Source organism: Actinomadura sp. NPDC000929 (assembly GCF_040492065.1).
In the GTDB taxonomy this organism is placed as follows: Bacteria; Actinomycetota; Actinomycetes; order Streptosporangiales; family Streptosporangiaceae; genus Spirillospora; species Spirillospora verrucosospora.
This window is the reverse complement of record NZ_JBEUPA010000020.1, coordinates 21,925-41,985: the sequence shown is the minus strand read 5'-3', so window position 1 is coordinate 41,985 and position 20,061 is coordinate 21,925. Positions and strand designations below refer to the sequence as shown.

General features: G+C 73.0%; 20 protein-coding genes. 9 read left to right on the top strand and 11 right to left on the bottom strand.

Annotated features, from left to right (window positions below):
• Positions 1–15: 15 nt before the first annotated feature.
• The 3 genes from ABWI04_RS10575 to ABWI04_RS10565 are packed head-to-tail and all read right to left on the bottom strand — an operon-like array spanning position 16 to position 2,251.
• On the bottom strand, positions 16–792 hold the full coding sequence (locus ABWI04_RS10575) for an SDR family oxidoreductase (protein ID WP_353832231.1): 777 nt from the start codon (positions 790–792) through the stop codon (positions 16–18).
• An 11-nt stretch (positions 793–803) separates the two neighbouring features.
• The gene (locus ABWI04_RS10570; protein WP_353832230.1) at positions 804–1,553 is read right to left on the bottom strand and encodes an SDR family NAD(P)-dependent oxidoreductase; all 750 of its coding nucleotides are present in this window, start codon (positions 1,551–1,553) and stop codon (positions 804–806) included.
• 47 nt (positions 1,554–1,600) lie between these two features.
• Positions 1,601–2,251 carry a TetR/AcrR family transcriptional regulator gene (locus tag ABWI04_RS10565; RefSeq protein WP_353832229.1) on the bottom strand — a complete coding sequence of 217 codons (651 nt, stop codon included), beginning with the start codon at positions 2,249–2,251 and terminating at the stop codon, positions 1,601–1,603.
• Between the two features lie 180 nt (positions 2,252–2,431).
• Between ABWI04_RS10565 and ABWI04_RS10560 the strand changes: the two genes are divergently transcribed.
• The 4 genes from ABWI04_RS10560 to ABWI04_RS42800 all read left to right on the top strand — a co-directional run bounded on the left by ABWI04_RS10560 (position 2,432) and on the right by ABWI04_RS42800 (position 7,145).
• On the top strand, positions 2,432–3,952 hold the full coding sequence (locus ABWI04_RS10560; RefSeq protein ID WP_353832228.1) for an FAD-dependent oxidoreductase: 1,521 nt from the start codon (positions 2,432–2,434) through the stop codon (positions 3,950–3,952).
• Positions 3,949–5,109 (top strand): alpha/beta hydrolase family protein, encoded by a 1,161-nt coding sequence (locus ABWI04_RS10555; protein ID WP_353832227.1) that lies wholly within the window; start codon positions 3,949–3,951, stop codon positions 5,107–5,109. Before ABWI04_RS10560 ends, ABWI04_RS10555 begins: the two co-directional genes overlap by 4 nt.
• A 160-nt stretch (positions 5,110–5,269) precedes the next feature.
• Positions 5,270–6,232: a ferritin family protein gene (locus tag ABWI04_RS10550; RefSeq protein WP_353832226.1), complete on the top strand. Its 963-nt coding sequence runs from the start codon at positions 5,270–5,272 to the stop codon at positions 6,230–6,232.
• Between the two features lie 814 nt (positions 6,233–7,046).
• Entirely contained in the window at positions 7,047–7,145 is a 99-nt protein-coding gene (locus ABWI04_RS42800; protein ID WP_486303766.1) for a TFIIB-type zinc ribbon-containing protein, read from the top strand.
• 146 nt (positions 7,146–7,291) lie between these two features.
• On the opposite strand, the gene hsaA is transcribed toward ABWI04_RS42800, so the two are convergent.
• Positions 7,292–8,458: a 3-hydroxy-9,10-secoandrosta-1,3,5(10)-triene-9,17-dione monooxygenase oxygenase subunit gene (hsaA, locus tag ABWI04_RS10545; protein ID WP_345179275.1), complete on the bottom strand. Its 1,167-nt coding sequence runs from the start codon at positions 8,456–8,458 to the stop codon at positions 7,292–7,294.
• 143 nt (positions 8,459–8,601) lie between these two features.
• On the opposite strand from hsaA, the gene ABWI04_RS10540 reads away from it, so the two are divergent.
• Genes ABWI04_RS10540 through ABWI04_RS10525 form a run of 4 tightly spaced genes read left to right on the top strand, consistent with a single transcriptional unit; the run spans position 8,602 to position 11,565 of the window.
• Positions 8,602–9,759: a 3-ketosteroid-9-alpha-monooxygenase, oxygenase component gene (locus ABWI04_RS10540; RefSeq protein ID WP_345179273.1), complete on the top strand. Its 1,158-nt coding sequence runs from the start codon at positions 8,602–8,604 to the stop codon at positions 9,757–9,759.
• Entirely contained in the window at positions 9,756–9,992 is a 237-nt protein-coding gene (locus tag ABWI04_RS10535; RefSeq protein ID WP_345179272.1) for a ferredoxin, read from the top strand. Before ABWI04_RS10540 ends, ABWI04_RS10535 begins: the two co-directional genes overlap by 4 nt.
• Positions 9,989–10,780: an SDR family NAD(P)-dependent oxidoreductase gene (locus tag ABWI04_RS10530; RefSeq protein ID WP_345179269.1), complete on the top strand. Its 792-nt coding sequence runs from the start codon at positions 9,989–9,991 to the stop codon at positions 10,778–10,780. The genes ABWI04_RS10535 and ABWI04_RS10530 overlap by 4 nt, the downstream gene beginning before the upstream one ends.
• Positions 10,777–11,565 carry an SDR family NAD(P)-dependent oxidoreductase gene (locus ABWI04_RS10525; protein ID WP_345179267.1) on the top strand — a complete coding sequence of 263 codons (789 nt, stop codon included), beginning with the start codon at positions 10,777–10,779 and terminating at the stop codon, positions 11,563–11,565. The genes ABWI04_RS10530 and ABWI04_RS10525 overlap by 4 nt, the downstream gene beginning before the upstream one ends.
• A 36-nt stretch (positions 11,566–11,601) precedes the next feature.
• On the opposite strand, the gene ABWI04_RS10520 is transcribed toward ABWI04_RS10525, so the two are convergent.
• The 6 genes from ABWI04_RS10520 to ABWI04_RS10495 are packed head-to-tail and all read right to left on the bottom strand — an operon-like array spanning position 11,602 to position 17,810.
• A complete protein-coding gene (locus ABWI04_RS10520) occupies positions 11,602–13,224 on the bottom strand; it encodes an AMP-binding protein (RefSeq protein WP_345179265.1) in 1,623 nt (540 codons plus the stop codon).
• Between the two features lie 31 nt (positions 13,225–13,255).
• Positions 13,256–14,068, bottom strand: a complete 813-nt coding sequence (locus ABWI04_RS10515; RefSeq protein ID WP_345179263.1) for an SDR family NAD(P)-dependent oxidoreductase — start codon at positions 14,066–14,068, stop codon at positions 13,256–13,258.
• Positions 14,061–14,525, bottom strand: coding sequence for a nuclear transport factor 2 family protein (locus ABWI04_RS10510; protein WP_345179261.1), 465 nt, complete (start codon positions 14,523–14,525; stop codon positions 14,061–14,063). Before ABWI04_RS10510 ends, ABWI04_RS10515 begins: the two co-directional genes overlap by 8 nt.
• Positions 14,522–15,409 carry an LLM class F420-dependent oxidoreductase gene (locus ABWI04_RS10505; RefSeq protein WP_345179260.1) on the bottom strand — a complete coding sequence of 296 codons (888 nt, stop codon included), beginning with the start codon at positions 15,407–15,409 and terminating at the stop codon, positions 14,522–14,524. Before ABWI04_RS10505 ends, ABWI04_RS10510 begins: the two co-directional genes overlap by 4 nt.
• 11 nt (positions 15,410–15,420) lie before the next feature.
• Positions 15,421–16,893, bottom strand: a complete 1,473-nt coding sequence (locus tag ABWI04_RS10500) for an FAD-dependent oxidoreductase (protein WP_353832224.1) — start codon at positions 16,891–16,893, stop codon at positions 15,421–15,423.
• Between the two features lie 5 nt (positions 16,894–16,898).
• Complete coding sequence (locus ABWI04_RS10495; RefSeq protein ID WP_345179257.1) at positions 16,899–17,810, bottom strand: VOC family protein; 912 nt, start codon at positions 17,808–17,810, stop codon at positions 16,899–16,901.
• A gap of 153 nt (positions 17,811–17,963) precedes the next feature.
• On the opposite strand from ABWI04_RS10495, the gene ABWI04_RS10490 reads away from it, so the two are divergent.
• Positions 17,964–18,803, top strand: coding sequence for an SDR family NAD(P)-dependent oxidoreductase (locus ABWI04_RS10490; protein WP_353832222.1), 840 nt, complete (start codon positions 17,964–17,966; stop codon positions 18,801–18,803).
• Positions 18,804–18,873: 70 nt separating this feature from the next.
• On the opposite strand, the gene ABWI04_RS10485 is transcribed toward ABWI04_RS10490, so the two are convergent.
• Positions 18,874–20,058, bottom strand: a complete 1,185-nt coding sequence (locus ABWI04_RS10485) for an acyl-CoA dehydrogenase family protein (RefSeq protein WP_353832221.1) — start codon at positions 20,056–20,058, stop codon at positions 18,874–18,876.
• Positions 20,059–20,061: the final 3 nt, after the last annotated feature.

Here is a 20,061-nt window from a genome sequence, read left to right as displayed (position 1 = left end):
CGGGCCGGCGGCCGTTCAGAAGACGTCCGGGCCGCGCAGGGTCGCCTCGGCGCCGCCGTCCACGTAGATGACCTGGCCGGTCATGTGGGTGTTGGCGGGCGACACCAGCCAGCGCAGGGCCTCCGCGATCACCTCGGGACCGGCGTAGCCGTTCAGCGGCATGGGGACGGCCTCGTTCATCACCTTGAGCATCGCCTCGTCCTCGAACAGCGGTGCGCTCATCGGCGTCCTGACCACGCCCGGCGCGATCGCGTTGAGGGGGATGCCCTCGCCGGCCCACTCGGGGGTGACGCTCGCGCGGCGCATCCACCGCGCCAGCGCCGCCTTCGACGACGGGTACGTCCGGTTGCCCGCGCCGGCCGCGACGACCTTCGCCGCCGCCTCCAGCGCGGCGGGCTCGTCCCCGGCCAGGCAGGCCCGCACGGTCTCCTCGTCCACCGGGTGCGTGCCGGCGATCGACCCGACGACGGCCGCGCGCGGGGCCTCCGCCCTGGCCAGCGCGGGGCGCAGGCCCTCCATCAGCGCGACGACGCCGAAGTAGTTGACCTTGACGGGCAGCTCGGTGAAGTCGGAGACGCCGGCGCAGGCGACGACGGCGTCCAGGGTGCCGCCGCACAGGCCCAGCACCTCGGCGACCGCCCGCGACCGTCCCTCGGCGCCGCCGAGGTCGGCGCACACGTCGGCGTCGCGCAGGTCGACCCCGACGACCGTGTCCCCCTGCTCGCGCAGCAGCCCGGCGAGCGTCTTCCCGATGCCGGACGCCGTCCCGCTGACGGCGATGGTGCGTGCCATGGTGGTCCCTCTCAGGTGTGGGCGCCGCCGTCCACGCGGAGGTCGGCGCCGGTGAAGTAGACGGCGTCGGACGAGGCGGCGAACGCGATCGCGGCCGCGATGTGCTCGGGCTCGGCCGCGCCGTAGTAGGAGCGGATCTTGGAGAAGTAGGTGAGGTCCAGGCCGTCCGGGAACATGCCCGGCGCCCGGGTCAGCGGGGTGTCGACGGCCCCCGGGGAGATCGGCACGACGCGGATGCGGCGGGCGGCCAGCTCGGCGGCGAGGCTCAGCGAGAACGCCAGCACGGCGCCCTTGGACGCCGAGTACGCCGTCATGAACGGGTTCCCCTGCGTCGCCGACAGCGAGGCGGTGTTGACGATCACGCCGGTGCGGTCGGGGAGGTGCCTGAGCGCCTCGCGGCAGAACAGGGCGGTGCCGACGAGGTTGACGGAGAACATCCGGTGGAGGTCGTCCACCGTGAGGGTCTCGATCGGGGTGGTCTTGTGGACGCCCGCGACGTTGACGAGCACGTCGATGCCGCCGAGCGCCGCCGCCGCGTCCGCCACGGTCGCGATCACGGCGGCCTCGTCGGTGACGTCCGCCACCCGGGTGGCGACGGTGCCGGGACCGCCCGCCGCGGCCGCCGTCCCGGCGAGGCCCTCCTCCGAGAGGTCCACGGCGTACACCGCGGCGCCCTCGGCGGCCAGGCGGATCGCGGTGGCCCGTCCGATGCCCGACGCCGCCCCGGTGAGCAGCACTTTCACGCCGTCAAAGCGATTCATGGCGGCACGCTAGCCCGGCCGCGGGACGTCCGCCGGGGCCGTCCCGATCACTGGGAGGCGTTCGGCGCGGGGCCCGCGGCGCCGCTTCCCGGAGCGTTCGAGCGGGGCGCGAGCAGCAGCCGGCAGGCGAGGCGGATGTCGCTCTCGACATCGGCCATCGACGCGCGGCCGTTCAGGCTCGACTGGAGGACGCCGTACCAGCACTGCATCAGCAGCCGGACGAGGGTGACGTCCTGCGCGGTCGGCACCTCGATCCCCACCGCCCGCAGCAGGATCTCCCGGAACGTGCTGTCGATGTGGACGGTGTCGGCGACGGTCGCGACGTGGGCGGTGTTGGACGCGTGCAGCATCGACGTCGACAGGACCGGCTGCGCCATGAGGTGCCGGCTGGCCTGCACCAGCAGGTCGGCGACCGCGTCCTCGGGGCTCGTGCCGGGCGCGGGCTCGGTGACCTGGTCGCGGAGCCGGTCGACCTGCTTGGCCATGACCGCGGTGAACAGGTGGACCTTGGACGGGAAGTACCGGTACAGGGTGCCGATCGCGACCCCGGCGGCCTTCGCGACCTCGTGCATCTGGACGCGTTCGAGGGACTTCTCGGCGCCGATGCGCGACGCGGCGCGCAGGATGCGCTCGCGCCGGTCGTGCTGCTCCGGCGAGCTCGGCTCGGCGGACAGCCTGCCCGCTGCGATCCTCGCCACGGTCCTCCCCCGGTCCTTTCCGTCCTGCGATCCTTCCCGTCCTGCCAGGGAACAATATCCGGGCTCCGGACCGTCCCCGCGAACGTCCGTACCGGTCAGTGGGACGGGCCGCCCCTCCCCGCCCGGACCGCGCCCTACGGTGTGCCCGCGCTGAGAACCCGAGGTCGGAGGGCATGCCACATGGGACGAGCCGGGTGGGACGACGAGTACGACGTGGTGGTCGCCGGCTCCGGGGCCGGGGCGATGGCGGGCGCGCTCGCCGCCGCCTCGGGCGGCCTGCGGACCGCCGTCCTGGAGAAGACGGGCCTGCTCGGCGGGACGTCCGCGTACTCGGGTGCGGCGATCTGGCTGCCGGGGACGCGGGTCCAGGAGCGCGCCGGGCTCGGCGACTCGACCGAGGGCGCGCGGACCTACCTGCGGGCGCTGCTCGGCGACGCCGAGGCCGAGCGCCGCGAGGCGTTCCTGGAGACAGCCCCTGAGCTGGTGGAGTTCCTGGAGAGGGACCCGGCGATCGAGTTCCGTTTCCAGGCGTTCCCCGACTACTTCGACGCGCCCGGGCGCCTGGACATGGGGCGGTCGTTCGTCCCGGTCGAGCTTCCGGCCGAGCGGCTCGGGGATCTCGCCGCGCTCGTCCGCCCGCCGGTCGACCGGGACCGGGCGGGCCGGGGGCACTCGGCGTCCAAGCCGCTGGCGCAGGGGCGGGCGCTGATCGGCCGGCTGCTGCTGGCGGTCACCGCGACCGGGTCCGGGGAGATCCGCACGCGGACCGCGCTGACCGACCTGGTCGTCGAGGACGGCCGGGTGACCGGGGTCGCGGCGATGACCGCGGACGGCCCGGTGCGGCTGCGGGCCCGGCGCGGCGTCCTGCTGGCGGCGGGCGGTTTCGAGTCGTCCGCCGCGCTGCGGGCCGAGCGCGGCGTGCCGGGCGGCGCCGGCCTGACGATGGCCCCCGGCGGCGCGAACACCGGCGACGCGATCGAGGCCGCCGTCCGGATCGGCACGTCCACCGGACTGCTGGACCAGGCGTGGTTCTGCCCCGGCCTGCTCGCCCCCGACGGACGGCCCGCGTTCACCCTCGGGTTCCGCGGCGGACTGATCGTGGACGGCTCGGGCCGCCGGTTCGCCAACGAGTCCCTCCCCTACGACCGGATGGGACGCCGGATGGCCGCCGCGGAGGGACCGTTCCATCTGATCTGGGACGCGCGGGCGGGCGGCCTGCCCGCGATCTCCGTCCCGCCGCTGCGGGCGGACGAGCAGCTCGCCTCGGGCGCCTGGGTCCAGGCGGGCACCCTGCCGGAGCTGGCCGGGATGATCGGGCTCCCCGCGGACGCGCTCGCCGCCACGGTCGAGCGGTTCAACGGCTTCGCCGCCAAGGGCTCGGACGAGGACTTCCACCGCGGCGAGGACCCCTACGACCTGTACTTCTCCGGCGGCGGGCCGTGCGTCGTGCCCGTCGACCGGCCGCCCTACCTCGCCGCGCGGGTCGTCCTGAGCGACCTCGGGACGAAGGGCGGGCTGCGCACCGACGCCGACGCCCGCGTCCTGGACGGCTCGGGCCGTCCCGTCCCCGGGCTCTACGCCGCCGGCAACACCAGCGCCTCGTTCACGGGCCCCGTCTACCCGGGGCCCGGCGTGCCGATCGGGTCGGCCATGGCCTTCGCCTACCGCGCCGTCCAGGACATCAGGAGGAACCACACGTGAGATCGACGGGAAGGGTCGCCGTCGCGGCGGCCGCATGCGCCGTGCTGGCCGGGATCGGCGCGGCCCCCGCGCAGGCCGCCCCGGCGCAGCGCGGGAAGCTGCTCGACAGCCGGCCGCTGACGAACCTGGCGGCGCTGCCGAGCGCGGCGAAGAACCGGTTCGTCACCTACGCCTCCGAGGGCGTGGGCGGGAAGCGGATCACGGTCACGGGCACCGTCGCCGTCCCGAAGGGCACCCCGCCGCCCGGCGGCTGGCCGGTGCTGAGCTGGGCGCACGGCACCACCGGGACCGCCGACGCCTGCGCTCCGTCCGCCGACGCCCCGGGCGGCCCGGTGCGCGACTACCTGTCGCTCACCGAGGCGTACCTGGACAAGTGGGTCGCGAACGGCTTCGCGGTCGTGCAGACCGACTACGAGGGACTCGGCACGCCCGGCGGGCACCCGTACATGAACGGGGCCAGCGAGGCCAACACCGTCACCGACATCGTCCGGGCCGCCCGCAGGACGGACCCCCGCATCGGGCGCGACTGGTTCGTCGCCGGCCACAGCCAGGGCGGCCAGGCGACGCTCTACACGGCGGCGGCGAAGCAGAAGCCCCGCGACATCCGCCTCAGGGGCGCCGTGGCGATCGCGCCCGGCTCGAACATGAGCCAGACCGCGCAGTACGTGAAGGCACAGTACCCGGGCGCCGAGGTGGCGCTGCCGTTCCTGTTCGTGCTGCTCAACGGCGCGCAGGCGGCCGACCCGGCGTTCGTCCCGGAGGACCTGCTGACCGACGACGCCGCCGCCGTCGCCAGGGCGGGCCGGACGAACGCGTGCCTTCTCCAGCTCAAGCAGCTCAGCAAGGACCTGCCGCTGGACAAGGTGTTCCGCCCGGACGCCGACCTGACGCGGTTCGAGGCCTACTACGACTCGCAGGAGGCGCTCGGGCTGACCCTGCAGGTCCCGACGCTGGTCGCCCAGGGCACCGCCGACCGCGAGGTCTCCCCCGCCGCGACGCAGAACATCGTCAACGACTTGTGCAAGCGCTACGGAACCATCGCGTACCGGACGTTCGAGGGCGCCGACCACCGGGGCGGCATCGGCGCGTCCTTCGAGACGGCGCTGGCGTTCGCCCAGGCCGTCCGCCGAGGCGAGACCCCGGCCGCGAGCTGCTGACCCGGCCCGTGTGGTCCCGTCCGCGGGTGGACGGGACCACACCCGTGGTATCGATTTGACCCTTTCCGTGCCCCTTTCGGGTGGTGCCGACGGCCCACCGGTCGCTACATATAGTAACTGATCAGCTACGCAAAGCGACCGATCATCCGAAAGGGAAGAAATGACCACGTCAGGGCTCACCCGGACCTGCGCCGCCCTCGCCGGAGCGGCGATGGTGGTCGGGACCGCGCTCCCCGCGCAGGCCGCCACCCCGGCGGTAGTGCACCACAAGACCTACGAGAACACCCTCACCGCGATGCACGGTGAGGCCTTGGCGCACGCGAGCTACCACTTCTACGGCGAGCAGGCCGGGTACGAGCATCTGCCCAAGGTGCGCGCCCTGTTCATGAAGACCGCGGACACCGAGCTCCACGACCACTTCACCAAGGAGGCGCAGCTCATCCACTTCGTCCGCGACGACGCGTCCAACCTGCGCGAGAGCATCAAGGGCGAGATCGAGGAGGGCACGCGGATGTACCCGCGGTTCGCCAGGGAGGCGCGGGAGGACAAGGACGACAACGCCGCCCGCCTCTTCACCGAGATCGCGGCGGACGAGCTGACGCACGCCCGCTACTTCGCGAAGGCGCTGTACGCCATCGAGCACCACCGCGGGGAGATCCCCGAGGGGCCCACCCCCGACCCCGTCAAGGTCGTCGCGGGCAAGCCCAAGGTGCACTCGGCGAGGACGCTCCGCAACCTGGAGACCGCGATGCACGGCGAGGCGTTCGCGAACGCCAAGTACACGCTCTACGGCGAGCACGCCAAGGCCCGCAGCCCGAAGCTGGCCCGGCTGTTCGAGCGCACCGCCGCGGTCGAGCTGACCGAGCACTTCGCCGGAGAGGCCGACCTCGCCGGCTTCGTCCACCGCACCAAGGAGAACCTGCGCAAGAGCATCGCCGGTGAGACCTACGAGGCCACGCGGATGTACCCGAGCTTCGCCCGCACCGCCCGGGCCGAGCACGCCTACAAGGCCGCGCGCCTCTTCACCGAGATCGCCGGCGACGAGGCCGCCCACGCCCGCGCCTTCGAGCACGCACTCAAGCGCCTTTGCCACCACCACCACATGGCACGCGCCGATTCCTGACCCCACGCCATCAGGCGCTCCTTGCCCGGAGCCGCCGCGAACGGCCCGGCTCTCACCGAGAGCCGGGCCGGACGTTTACGGGGCCCCGCCTCCGACGCCGACCGCGCTCAGGCGCGGCCAGGGCATGCGCCATTCATTATGCGACCGCCCCCAGCACTCGTACAAAGGCATGCCGAAATGGCGTGAAGGCCACGCCTTTGTTTACCGCGCACCCCGAGACCGCCCCCGGGCCCGATCGTTTGTCGGGCACTCCGAAGAAACCGACGTACGCGAAGGTACGCGGTAAAGGCCGGGCTCCGTGCGCCGCAGGAAGCACTACTTCAGTCGGCACTCACATTCGAACCACTTCGCCACCATCCCTGCCATCCCCGTGCGGCGGCCTTCGACACGGCGAATCCCCATTCGCCACTGGCCGCCTGGCGGCAGAGTACCGGCCCGCGGACGACCGACGGGCCGGATTCGCGGCAGGACGATGATCTTGTGGCGCAGATCATGACACCCGCGGTGTCGCCCTCATCGCCCTGCGTGCAGGGGCTGTAGCACCGGACGGCGGCGCCCCCCGGCCCTGACTGCGCATTTACGGCCCACGACAAATATGTGATCGAGTGATCACTGATCGCCATCATTATTTAATGATCAACTACTTATGTGCCGTAGAACACATTGAGTTGTCAAGCGCTCGAAATGGCGTACAGTTCCTGTCCGTCGGCAGGAGTAATTGCTGCCGAACGTTGGGAGGGAAGCCTTCCCGACGGCCACCAAACAACACGTCGAGGTCTCGGACCTCGGCGGAAAGCAAAGGGAGTTGGTTTCCATGAACTGCCCCAAGTGCGGTGCCCAGATGCAGAAGCCGGGCGACCAGGGCGGATCCATGTGGGTCTGCTACAGCTGCGGAACCGTCGTGCAGAGCTGAACCAACAAGGTCAGCCCACTGAGTAGTGGGCTGGCACCCGCATAAAGCGGCCGCTCCCCGACCAGTTCGGGGGGCGGCCGCCACCTCTCCGTCCGGTGTCCTTCGTCGACGTGTCACCCATCGAGCCGGACGAGCCGGTCCGGTGGTCAGACGAGGTTGTCCTCCACCTTGAGACCGAACTCGCCCCGGCCGTACATGGACAGGGCGTGCTCGACGTCGTTGGCGACGTGGACGCTGCCGGCGTGGGCGTCGCGCCAGGCGCGTTCGATGACGTTGCCGCGGTGCAGGGAGTTGCCGCCGGCCGTCTTGAAGAGGATGTCGATGGCCTCGATGGCGCGTTCGGTGCCGCGCACCTGGTCGCGGCGGGCGCGCAGGCGCAGCTCCATCGGGATCTTCTCGTTGCGGACGGCGTACTCGTGGATCTCGCGGACGTTGCGGTCGGTCTGCAGGACCGCGGCGTCGATCTCGGAGGCGGCACGGGCGACGGCGACCTGGGCGAACTGGTCCTCGACGAAGCGGCCGCCGCCGAGGCTGAGGCGGATCCGGTCGCGCATGCGGGTCACGTAGAGGTCGTGGCAGCCGGCCGCCATGCCGATCACGCTGGCGGCGACGGTGCTGGTGAAGATCGTCCCGAAGGGCATGCGGTAGAGCGGGCCCGTGTTGACCTTGCGGCCGGGATTGCGGAGCTGGGCCTGCTCGAAGTTGCGCATCGCGCGGTGGGCCGGGACGAACGCCTTCTCCACGACGATGTCGTCGCTGGCGGTGCCGCGCAGGCCCATCGAGTCCCAGACCTCGGCGATCTCGTAGTCGCGCCGGGGCACGAGGACGGTCATGAAGTCGACCGGGCGGCCCTCGGCGCCGACGACGAGCGCGCCGAGCAGCGCCCAGGAGGCGAACTCGCAGCCGGACGAGAACGACCAGCGCCCCGTCACCTCGTAGCCGCCGTCGACGGGGGTGAGGCGGCCGATCGGGGCGTAGGAGGAGGCGATGAGGGTGTCCGGGCCCGCGCCCCACACCTCGCGCTGCGCCTCGTCGGCGAACAGGCCGAGGTGCCAGGAGTGGACGCCGAGGACCGCGGCGACCCAGCCGGTCGAGCCGCAGGCGCCGGAGACCGCGCGGATCACCTCGTAGAAGGCGACGGGGTCGTCCTCGGCGCCGCCGTACCGGGTGGGCTGGAGCATCCGGAACACCCCGGCGGCGGTCAGCTCCCGGATCGTCTCCGCGGGGATGCGTCCCTTCTCGTCCACGGACCGGGCCCGCTCGGCGATGCCGGGCAGCAGTCCGCGCACCGCGTCCAGGACCTCGTTGCTCATCCCCGCTCCTTCCCTAGTACGGCCATTGCAGGAGACCATGGTCCCGTGCCGGCGCGGGACCGGGCGTCCCGGCCAATGGGACTCGGCGGTCGGGACGGTGACCTGCGACCTAACGTTCGAATCACCCGTCCATCGCCGAAGGGATGATCCACGTGACCGCAACCGAGTCGGACGCCGTCCGCGCCATCGAGGCGGAGGCGATCACCCGCCGTTTCGCCCGGGGATGGCACTGCCTCGGGCTGGCCGAGAAGTTCCGGGACGGCAAGCCCCACACCGTGACCGCGTTCGGGCAGAAGCTCGTCGTCTTCACCGGTGAGGACGGCACGACGAACGTCCTGGACGCCTACTGCCGCCACATGGGCGGCGACCTGTCCCAGGGCACCGTCAAGGGCAACGCGATCGCGTGCCCGTTCCACGACTGGCGCTGGGGCGGCGACGGCCGCTGCAAGCAGATCCCCTACGCGCGCCGCGTCCCGCTGCGGGCCCGGACGGCCGCGTGGCCGACGATGGAGCAGGACGGGCTGCTGTTCGTCTGGAACGACCCGGAGGGCAAGAAGCCGCCGGAGGACGTGACGATCCCGGTGATCGAGGGCGCCACCCGCGACGACTGGACCGACTGGCGCTGGACGGAGACGGTCGTCCACACCAACGCGCGCGAGGTCATCGACAACGTCGTGGACATGGCGCACTTCTTCTACATCCACAAGTCGTTCCCGACGTACTTCAAGAACATCTTCGAGGGCCAGGTGGCCACGCAGATCATGAAGGGCCGGACGCGGGAGGACGCGCGCCGGGAGGGCGGGAGCGGCGGGCCGAAGATGCTCGGCAACACCTCCGTGGCGTCCTACCACGGCCCCTCCTTCATGATCGACGAGCTGACGTACCACTACGAGGGGTACGACCTGCACTCCGTCCTGATCAACTGCCACTACCCGATCGACGAGAACTCGTTCTCGCTGCACTCGGGCATCATCGTCCAGCACAGCGACGCGCTGCCGGCCGATGCCGCGGAGGCGACCGCGCAGAAGCTGTCGGACTTCATCCTGACGGGCTTCGAGCAGGACATCGAGATCTGGCGGAACAAGACCCGCATCGACAACCCGCTGCTGTGCGAGGAGGACGGGCCCGTCTACCAGCTGCGCCGCTGGTACGAGCAGTTCTACGTGGACGTCGCCGACGTCACGCCGGAGATGACCGACCGGTTCGAGTACGAGATCGACACGACCCGGCCGGTGGAGTCCTGGCAGAAGGAGGTCGACGCGAACATGGCCCGCCGGGAGTCCGAAGGGGCGTCGGCGTGACGACCCGCCAGGACGAGCGCCTCCTGGACGGGCCGCTGCTGCCGGTCCGCTGCCGCCGCTGTGCCGCCGAGGTGATGGTGCGCAAGTCGAGCTGGGAGCAGACGAGCATCCAGTGGAACGCCGAGGCCAGGGAGGCGTGCGTGGGCCTGGACGACCCGCACGCGACCTGCCCGGCGCTCCGCTCGGCCATCCAGGAGGCCGCGCTGAACGGCGCGATCACGGTGGTCGAGTGACGGGCGGACGGCTCGCCGGGCGGGTCGCGGTCGTGACCGGCGCGGGCGACGGGATCGGGCGCGGGATCGCCCTCCGCTTCGCCGCGGAAGGGGCCCGCGTGCTGGTCGCGGAGCTCGACCCGGAGTCCGGCGAGCGGGTCGCCGCGGAGATCGGGGCGGCCGCCCGGTTCGTCCGGACGGACGTCACCGACAAGGCGCAGGTCCGCGCGATGGTGGACGCGGCGGTCGAGACGTGGGGCTCGGTGGACGTGCTGGTCAACAACGCCTGGGGCGCCGGGACGGTGAGCCGGGTGGAGGCCAAGACCGACGAGCAGATCGCCCGCGGGTTCGCGATGGGCTACTACGGCCCGCTGTGGGCGATGCAGGCCGCCTTCCCGCACATGAAGGCCCGCGGGTGGGGGCGCGTCGTCAACATGTGCTCGCTGAACGGCGTCAACGCCCACATGGGGACCCTGGAGTACAACTCGGCCAAGGAGGCCCTGCGGACGCTGACCCGCACGGCCGCCCGCGAGTGGGCGCCCACCGGCGTCGTCGTCAACGCGGTCTGCCCGGGCGCCAAGAGCGCGGCGTTCCGCCGGATGGCGGCCGCGCACCCGGAGATCGAGGCGGCCGCCGACCGCGCCAACCCGATGGGCCGCCTCGGCGACCCGGAGACCGACATCGCCCCCGTGGCGGTGTTCCTGGCGTCCGAGGACGCCCGCTACCTGACCGGGAACACCCTGTTCGCGGACGGCGGCTCGCACATCAACGGCGTCGCGTGGACGCCGGACCTGGACGGAGAGCAATGATCGACCGATACGGCCCGTGGGCCGTGATCGCGGGCGGCTCGGAGGGCGTCGGCTCGGCCTTCGCGCACCGCCTCGCCGACGCGGGCCTGAACCTCGTGCTGATCGCCCGCAAGCCGGGGCCGCTGGCGGAGACGGCCGAGGCCGTTCGCGCGAAGGGCGTCGAGGTGCGCACCCTCGAACTGGACCTGGTCGCCCCGGACCCGCTCAAGGCGGTCCGCGAGGTGACCGACGGCCTGGACGTCGGGCTGCTCGTCTTCAACGCGGGCGCCAACAGCTACGGCCACGAGTTCGTCACCGGCGACCTGGACCGCTTTCAGGGCGTCATCGACCTGAACATCACCGCCCAGCTCGCGCTCACGCACCACTTCGGCGCGCTGATGAAGGAGCGGGGACGCGGCGGCATCCTGCTGGTCGGCTCCCTCGCCGGCTACATGGGCCAGCCGCAGATCAGCATCTACTCGGCGGTGAAGGCGTTCGGCCGCGTCTTCGCCGAGGGGCTGTGGCTGGAGATGCGCGAGCACGGGGTGGACGTCCTGGAACTCGTGCTCGGCGTGACCCGCACCCCGGCGATGGAACGCGCCGGCCTCAACATGGACATGCCGGGCCTGAACGTCGCCGAGCCCGACGACGTCGCCCGCGAGGGCCTCGAACACCTGGCGGACGGCCCGGTCTGGGTCGCGGGCGGCAACTACGACATGGCCCGCAAACGCGCCGGCTTCCCCCGCGAGAAGCTCGTCGCCGGGGCGCACGCCGCGATGAAGCGCATGCTTCCGGAGCCGTCCTGACCCGCTCCGGGCGTCAGGTGTTTCGCCGAGGGGACCTCAGGCTGAGCCGCGCAGGACGTAGGCGCCGTCGCGGTGCTCGTAGACGGGGTCGGCGGTGTCGCGGCCTTCGGTGCGGAGGACGCGCTTGACGACCTTGTTGGTCGGGGTGCGGGGCAGGGCCTCGACCAGGCGGACGTAGCGCGGGGTCCACTTGGTGCCGAGGTCCGGCTGGGCGGCCAGGAAGGCCGTGAAGGCGGACGGGTCGAAGGCGTGCCCCGGGGCCAGGGTGACGGCGGCCATCACCTGGTCGCCCACCCGGTCGTCCGGGACGGCGTAGACGGCGACGTCGGTGAAGGGCTCGAAGCGGGCCAGGAGGCGTTCGACGGGGGCGGCGGCGAAGTTCTCGCCGTCCACGCGCAGCCAGTCGTCGTCGCGGCCGGCGAAGTACCAGTAGCCGTCGGCGTCGCGGTAGGCGAGGTCGCCCGACCAGGTCCAGCCGTTGCGGACGCGCCGCGCCGTCGCCTCGGGGTTGTTGTAGTAGCCCTCGAACTTGGCGGCGCCCATCGTGTCGACGATCTCGCCGATGGCCTCCTCGGCGTTGAGGAGCACCCCGTTCGCGTCGAACTCGGCGCGCGGGCATTCCCGCAGGGTCGCGGGGTCCATCACGACGGTGCCCGCCTCGGCGACGCCCAGCGAGCCGGGCGGCGTGCCGGGGACGCGGGTGAGGCGGATCTCGCCCTCGCTCGACCCGTAGGAGTCGATGACGGCGCAGCCGAACCGGCGGGCGAACGCGTCGATGTCGCGCTGCGCCGCCTCGTTGCCGAACGCGATGCGGAGCGTGTTGTCGGCGTCGTCCGGCTTCTCCGGGACGGCCAGGATGTAGCTGAGGGGCTTGCCGACGTAGTTGAAGAACGTGACGCCGTGGCGGCGCACGTCCGGGAGGAAGCCCGAGGCCGAGAATCTGCGGCGCAGGACGATGCGGCCTCCCGCGGCGACGGCGGGCGCGATCCCGGCCATCAGCGCGTTGGAGTGGAACATCGGCATGACCACGTAGAACACGTCGTCGCCGGTGAGGCCGCGCCGGTCGCGCTGCTGCACGGCGATCCGGCCCAGCCGGCGCTGCGTGCAGATCACCGCCTTGGGCGCGGACGTCGTCCCGGACGTGAACACCAGCGAGAAGATCGCGTCGGGGTCCACCGGGGCGGGGGCGGCGAGGCGGGCGGAGGCCAGCCGTTCGGCGTACGCGGGCGTGTCGACCGTCAGGGCCGGGACCCGCGTGAGCCCGTCGAGCAGCGGCGCGCGGGACGTCTCGGTGACCAGCAGCGCGCAGTCGGTGTGGGTGATGTCGCGGGCCAGCTCGGCGCCCCGCCGCGTCGGGTTCAGCTCCACGACCGGGACACCGGCGAGCGCCGCGCCGAGCAGCCAGAACAGGTGCTCGGGCCCGTTCTCCAGGAACAGGCCGACGTGGCCGGGCACGTCCCGGGCGAGCGAGGCCCGCCGCAGGGACTCCGCGACGACCTCCCGCCAGGTCCAGGAGCGGTCCTCGAAGCACAGGCCCGTCCGGTCGTCGCCGCCGCGGGCCGCGACCAGGTCGGCGAACGCGGTCTCGCGGGCGGGACGGTCGTCCCCCAGCACCGCGCTCTCCTTCGGCACCGCGCTCCGGGTCTTCCCGTCCTGCATGCGACACGGCTCCTCTCGTCTCGATGCGCCCCTAGGCGCGGTGCGGGCGGTTCGTCCAGCCCTGGTCGTCGGCGCGGACGAACCAACCGGACGCGGCGAGCGTGCCGCCGTCGACCGGGATGGTGTGGCCGGTGACGAACCGGGCGTCGTCGGAGGCGAGGAACGCGACGACGGCGGCGTAGTCGTCGGGGTCGCCGAAGCGGGCGAGCGGGACCCAGGTGTGCTCCAGGCCCTCGTCGTAGCCGCGCCGCATCCAGGCCGCCGGGGTCTGCTCGGTGTCGGCGAGGTCGGGGGCGATCGCGTTGACGCGGACGCCGTGCCGGCCGACCGCGACCGCGAGGCTGCGCGTGAACGCCGACACGCCCGCGTTGAACGCCGAGTACACCGGGTGCTGCGGGATGCCGCGGAACGCCTCGACCGTCGAGTTGTTGACGATGCTCCCCGCGCCCCGGTCGATCATCGCGGGCAGCAGCGCGTGGGTCAGCGCGAAGACGTGCAGGAGGTTCAGCTCGTAGAGGCGCTGCCACTGGCCGGGCGTGCTGTCCTGGAACGACGCGGCGGCCGGGCGGAAGTCGCCGACGTTGTTGACCAGGACGTCGGCGCCGCCGTGGTCGAGCGCGGCCGCCGCGACGTCCGCGACGGTCGCGTCCTCGGTGATGTCGCCGACGACCGTGACGCAGCGGCCCCCGGCGGCCTCGACGGCGGCGCGGGCCCGTCCGGCGGCGTCCGCGTCGATGTCGTTGAGGACCACCAGGTCGCCGCCCGCGGCGAGGCGCCGGGTGATCGCTCCCCCGATGCCGAGCGCGCCGCCGGTCACGACGCTGACCCGCGCCCGCTCAGCCATGGCGCCGCCTCCGGACGGGACGGGTCTCGATCGAGTCGATCCGCTGCTCGCGCCGCGCGAACCGCCAGGCGCCGCCGTCGAGCCGGTAGGCGTCGGTGTAGCGGCAGTGCCAGACGAGGTCCCGCACGGCGCCGTCCTCGCGGTCGCTCAGGTGGTGGGCGACGCAGGCGACCTCGCCAGTGGCGGTGCCGGGCTCGGGCCCCGCGCCGAACACCTCTCCGGCGAGCGCGTGGAACGTGACCGGGACGCCGTGCAGCGCCGACAGCGTCGCGGCGATCTCGGCGCGCCCGGTGAAGGTCCGCACCGGGTCCAGCTCGCCGGGGGCGTCGGGCAGGACGAGGACGGCGTCCTCGGCGAACAGGCCGGCCATGGCGTCGACCTCGCGGCGGTCGGCGTGCAGCGCGTACCGGGCGACGAGGTCGCCGAGCGCGATCCGGTCGGCGGTGTCGAGCGTCATGATCCCGACAGGCCCAGCCGCTCGGCGCAGGCGGACAGCTCGTCCTCGGCCTCGCCGAGGTCCGTCGTCACGGCCCCGCGCAGGACGAGCCGGTCCGCGCCGAGGGCGGCCAGCCTCTCCGCCTTCTCCGGCGTCACGGCCGCCAGCGAGTGGCCGAGGGTGAGTTCGAGGGCGTCCGGGTCGCGACCGTTCTTCTCGGCCTCCTCCCGCATCAGCGCCACGAGCCCGCGCAGCTCGTCCCCCGCGACGCCGAGCGGCTGGAGGCCGTCGCCGTAGCGGCCCGCGCGGCGCGCGGCGGCCTTGGAGTGGCCGCCGATGTGGATGGGGATCCCGCCCTCCTGGACCGGCTTCGGGTAGCTCATCGCGCCCTCGAAGCGGAAGAACTCCCCGTCGTGGGAGGCGCCCCCGGGCGCGGTGTCGGCCCACAGCTCGCGCAGCACCCGGAGCTGCTCGTCGCCCCGCCGGCCCCGGGTCTCGAAGTCGGCGCCGCAGGCCTCGATCTCCTCGCGCATCCAGCCCATGCCGACGACGAGCCGCAGCCGCCCGCCCGACAGCGCGTCGACCGTGGCGAGCCGCTTGGCCAGCACCACCGGGTGGTGGTTCGGCAGGACGAGCACGCCGGTGGCGAGCCCGATCCGCGACGTCCGCCCCGCCAGGAACGCCAGGAGGTCCAGCGGATCGGGGATGTCCAGGTCGTCGGCCAGCTCCATCCGCCCCGAGCTGTCGTAGGGGTAGACGCTGGAGTAGCCGCTCGCCACCACCGCGTGCTCGACCGCGCCGACCGACTCGAAGCCGCAGGCCTCCGCGTGCCGGGCGTACTGGCCGATCCACGCGGGATCGGCGGTCACGCCCGCCGCCACGGGGAGAAGGACGGCGTACTTCATGCACAGACCTCTCAGTTCTCGGATGCGGCGGCGGCGCGCCCGGCGCGGCGGCCGAAGAACGTGCCGTCGCCCAGGGACGTCCCGCTGATGTAGCCCTCGCCGTGAATGCCGGAGGCGGTGCGCCCGGCGGCGTACAGGCCGGGGATCGGCTCACCGGAGTTGTTGCGGACCTCGCCGTCCACGGTGGTGTCGAGACCGCCGAGGGTGAACCCGCCGGCGCCCGTCCCGGCGCCGTGCTTACCGGCGCCGAAGAACCCGTCGGCCGGGTCGATCGCCGCGAACGGCCCCTTCAGGGGGCGCAGCCACTTGGGGTCCTTGTGGAAGTAGGGGTCCTCGCCCCGCTCCGCGAACCGGTTGTAGGTCTCGACGGTCGCCTCCAGCGAACCGGGCGGCAGGCCGAGCGACTCCTCCAGCTCCGCGACCGTCTCCGCCGCGTGCTTGGGGCGGACGCCCCACATGTCGGCCTCGGGGATCTCGTCGTGCCCGGCCTCGTCGATGATCGCCCAGTAGGGGGCGGGCTGGTGCTGGACGGCCCGGTGGCTGAACAGGCCCGGGTAGACGTCCTCGTTGATGAACCGGCGGCCGAGGCCGTCGACGAGCATGCCCCGGCAGATGACGGCGGGGTTGGCGGTGAGCGCGATCTCCACCGACGCCATGCGGCGGGTCGCGGCGCCGAGCGCGGTCGCCATCCGGATGCCGGACCCGTCGCTGGTGCCGTCGCTGACCTTGTCGTGCCCGAGCAGCACCGGGGCGTGGTCGGCGAGCATCTCCTCGTTGTCGACGAACCCGCCGGAGGTCAGAATGACGCCTCTGCGCGCCCGGTAGACCACCCGGTCGGCGAACCGGCGCGCCACGACGCCGGCGACGCGGCCGGCGCCGTCGACGACGAGGTTCGTCGCGTAGGTGTCCTGGTGGGCGACGGCGCCCGCCTCGGCGGCGGCCGCGATCAGCTTCTCCATGAGGACGCCGCCGGCGAACATCGGCGTCTCCGGGCGGTGGCCGCGCGGCGCGGGCCGGGCGATCTCGTTGTACGGCCAGGCGTTCTCGCCGAGCCACATCAGGCCGTCCTCGGTGTACGGCATCCAGCCCGGCGCGTCGAAGAGGCTCTCCTTGAACGGGACGCCGCGCGCGCGGAACCACTCGAAGTGCTCCACGCTCCCGTCGCAGTACAGCCGCAGCTTCTCCCCGTCGGCGTGCGGGCCGAGCGCCGCCGTGAGGAAGGCGAACATGGCGTCGGGCGTGTCGTCGAAGCCGCACGCCTTCTGCACCCGCGTGCCGCCGCCGAGGTACAGCTCCCCGCCCGACTGGGCGGACGTCCCGCCGGGGCCGCTCGACCGTTCCAGGACGAGCACGTCCGCGCCCGCCGCCGCGGCCTCGTACGCGGCGGCGGCGCCCGCGGCGCCGAACCCGACCACCAGCACGTCGCACTCGTGGTCGAACTCCACCTCCGCGGCGCCGACCGGTTCCACCGAGGGCTTCGGCATCGGCGTCAGCCCTTCCGCGGCGGGACGAAGGCGGCCAGCGGCTCGGACCCGGACCAGTCGTGGCCCCAGTAGCTGTCCCTGGTGATCTCCTCGGCGGTGTAGTACGCCTCGTCCACGAGCATGCCCTCGCAGCCGTACTCGACGTCCCAGCCGCCGGGGGCGCGCACGTAGAACGACACCATCTTGTCGTTGGTGTGGCGGCCCAGCGTGGAGGAGATCGAGAAGCCCTTCTCCGTGATGGCGTCGAGCGCGATGCCGACCGCGTCGAGCGTGTCGACCTCCACCATGAGGTGGACGAGGCCCGGGTCGCCGTCGAACGGCGCCGGGCAGATCGCGATGCTGTGGTGGCGCTGGTTGACGCCCATGAACCTGACCTTCGCGGCGCCGCCGCCGACCCTCATCGCGCCGCGCGGCAGGAACCCGAGGACCTCGGCGTAGAACGCGACGGTCTCGACGAACCTGGGGGTGGGCAGCACGACGTGGCCCATGCCCATGGGGCCGGTCACGAACTTCTGCGCGAAGCCGGTGCGCAGGGGGCTGTGGTCCAGGACCGGGCCCCAGAACACCTCGACGGGGGTCCCGCCCGGGTCGGTGAACGCGATGGCCTCCTCCGCGTCGCGCTCCGCCGCCTCCTTCGACGTCAGCGTCGTCACGGCCGTCCCGGACTTCTCCACGGCCTCGCGGACGGCGGCCAGCGCGTACTGGTCGCGGACCTCCCAGCCGACGGCCAGCACCCGGTCGGTGTCGCCGGGCAGCACCCGGAGGCGCGAGCGGCGCTCGTCCATGCGCAGGTAGAGGCCGTCAGGGTCCGGTCCGCTCCCCTCGGCGAAGCCGAGCCCTTCCAGGGCGAACTCGCGCCAGCGGTCGATGTGCCGGGTCTGGACCTTCAGATATCCCAGCCCTCGGATCTGCGTCACTGTCCTCGGTCCCTTCTGGATAGCGGCCCGCGCGGCGGCCGTCGAGCCTCAACCTCCCAAATCCGGGGGCGGGCCGCCGGGCCCTTCCCGCTGAGTGAGAGTCTTCGTGCGCCGGGCGGACGGCGGCGGCTCTCATCTGGAGGGGGAGGTCTCATGACGACGACGGGCAGGCCGGTCGCGATGGTGACCGGGGCGAGCCGGGGCATCGGCAGGCGGACGGCGCTCGCGCTGGCCGCCGCCGGGTACGACGTCGCGTTCACCGCGCGCACGGTGGAGGAGGGCCGCGGCCGGATACCGCCGCGCCACGGGCGCGCGGAGCCGATCCCCGTCCCGGGGAGCCTGGAACGCACCACGGCGGAGATCGAGGCGCTCGGCGCGCGGGCCCTGCCGGTGCGGATGGACCTGCTCGACCGGGCGAGCGTGACGGCCGCCGCCGCGACGGTCCTCGACGCGTGGGGCCGCGTGGACGTCCTGGTCAACAACGCGGTCGCGCACGTCGCCGGGACCCACGAGCGGTTCCTCGACCTCGACCCGGAGGTGGCGGCGCGGACCGTCACGGGCAACTACCTGAACCAGATCGTCCTGCTCCAGGCCGTCCTGCCCGCGATGCTGGCGCGCGGCGGCGGGACGATCGTCGACCTGTGCTCGGGGGCGGCGACCACCGACCCGCCGGGACCGCCCGGCGAGGGCGGCTGGGGCGTGGCGTACTCGGCGTCCAAGGCGGCGTTCGGGCGCCTCGCCGGCGCGATCAACGCCGAGTACCGGGGCGCCGGCGTCCGCGCGTTCAACCTCGACCCCGGGTTCGTCGTCACCGAGGCGGGCGCGGCGCGCGGCGGCCTCGACCACCTGAAGGACGAGGGCTTCGAGCCGACGCCGGAGGAGGCGCCGGCGGCGGCCGTGGTCTGGCTGGTCACCGACCCGGCCGCGGACGAGTACCTCGGCCGGGTCGTCTGGACCCCCAGGCTCGTCGCCGACCGCGGCCTGCTCGGCTAGGGCCCCGTGTGGCGCGGCGTGCCGGGCGGTGGAGGCGCCCACGCTCCCGGCACGCCGCGAGTCGGCGGGCTCAGATCATCGACCGCATCGGGCCCTGGGGCGGCTCGATGTCCAGGTCCGTCAGGGCGGAGACGTGGTAGACCGAGCCGGGGACGTGGATGGCGTGGGCGAGGCCGACGTGCGCGTCCCGCCAGAACCGCTGGATCGGGTTGTCGTTCCGCATCGCGTTGCCGCCCGACCGGACGACGATCTCGTTCATCGCCTGCACCGCCCGCCACGCCGCCCGGACCTGGGTGCGGCGCCCGGCGGCGCGCTCGGCGAACGTCGGCACGTGCCCGGCGGCGACCATGTCGTACATGCGCGAGCAGTTGTCCAGCAGCGCCGTGCGGGACGTCCTGATCTCCTCGGCCGCCTCGCTGATCGCGTACAGCACGTACGGGTCGTCCTTGATCTTCGTGCCGGTGATCTGGACGCGGTTGCGCTGGTAGGCCAGGTGGTGGTGCAGCGCGCCCTCGGCGATGCCGATGACCGCGGAGGAGATGCCGAGCGGGAACACGCAGGAGAACGGCATCAGGTAGGAGGGGTTGGTCAGCCCCGCCTCGCGCGGCGCCGAACCGTCCACGACCTTGGAGTACTCCAGCGTCCGGTACGCCGGGACGAACGCGTCCCTGACGATGACGTCCTTGCTGCCGGTGCCCTTCAGCCCGGCGACGTCCCACGAGTCCTCGACGATCTCGTAGTCCGCGCGCGGCAGGATCATGTGCAGGGACCGCGGCGGCTGCGCCAGCTTGCCGTCCTCGTCGCCCAGCATCGCGCCGAGGAAGATCCAGTCGCAGTGGTCGGTGCCGGAGGAGAACTGCCAGCGGCCGTTGAACACGTAGCCGCCGTCCACGGGCCGGGCGATGCCCATCGGTGCGTACGGGGACGCGATCCAGGTGTCGGGGTCCTCGCCCCAGATCTCCTCGCGCACCTTCGGGTCGGCGTAGGCCATCTCCCACGGGTGGACGCCGACGATGCCGGCGACCCAGCCGGTGGAGCCGTCCAGGGAGGCGATCCCCATCACCGTCTCGGCGAACTCGCGCGGGTGGACCTCCAGGCCGCCGTGCTCCTTCGGCTGGAGCAGCCGGATCGCGCCCGCGTCCTTGAGGATCTGCGCCGCCTTGTCGTCGAGCCTGCCGAGCGCCTCGTTGGCCGGGCCGAGCTCGCGGATCTGCTCCGCCCTCTCCATGATCGTGTCAAGCACGCGGTCAGCCATCGC